Source organism: Gordonia sp. UBA7860, assembly GCF_002500165.1.
GTDB lineage: Bacteria > Actinomycetota > Actinomycetes > Mycobacteriales > Mycobacteriaceae > Gordonia > Gordonia sputi.
Genome location: NZ_DLSO01000045.1, coordinates 45,451 through 46,121, shown reverse-complemented (window position 1 = coordinate 46,121; position 671 = coordinate 45,451). Strand labels below are relative to the sequence as shown.

1 protein-coding gene is annotated in these 671 nt (G+C 66.2%); it reads left to right on the top strand.

The features are described 5' to 3' along the window. A partial coding sequence (locus B3T59_RS06605) for a tyrosine-type recombinase/integrase (protein WP_287001801.1) occupies window positions 1-671 on the top strand: 671 nt, incomplete at both ends.

Below are 671 nucleotides of genomic sequence, written 5' to 3'. Positions count from 1 at the left end.
CTGTCGAGGATCGCCGTATTCCGCGCAACCCCTGCGATGGGGTAAAGCTGCCCAAGCGCCAGCACGCGGACCGGGCCTACCTGTCGCACGAGCAGGTGCAGGCGCTGGCAGGCGCTGTCGAGCGCAATCCCGAAGTGGTGCGGTTCCTGGCCTACACCGGCCTGCGGTGGGGTGAGATGGCCGCATTGCGGGTGCAGGATTTCGACATGCTGCGTCGTCGGGTGAACGTGTCGCGGTCGGTCACCGAGTCCGGTGGTCTGGTGTGGTCCACGCCGAAGACGCACGAGCGGCGGTCGGTGCCGTTCCCTGCTGTTCTAGCCGACGAGCTGGCTGCGCTCATGGCGGGTAAGGGTCGCGACGAATTGGTGTTCGTGGACTTGCGTGGCGGGGTGTTGCGCAACTCGAACTGGCGCGCTCGGGTGTTCGAGCCCGCGGTGCGGGGGTTGCAGGATTGCGGCGAGTTCCCTGACCTGACGCCGCATGACTTGCGGCATACGGCGGCGTCGCTCGCGATCAGCGCGGGCGCGAATGTGAAGGCGGTTCAGCGGATGCTCGGGCACGCGAAGGCGTCGATGACGTTGGACACGTATGCAGATTTGTTCGACACCGATTTGGACGGAGTTGCGGACGCGTTGGATGCGGCGATCCGTTCTACTGCGGACGCACTGCGG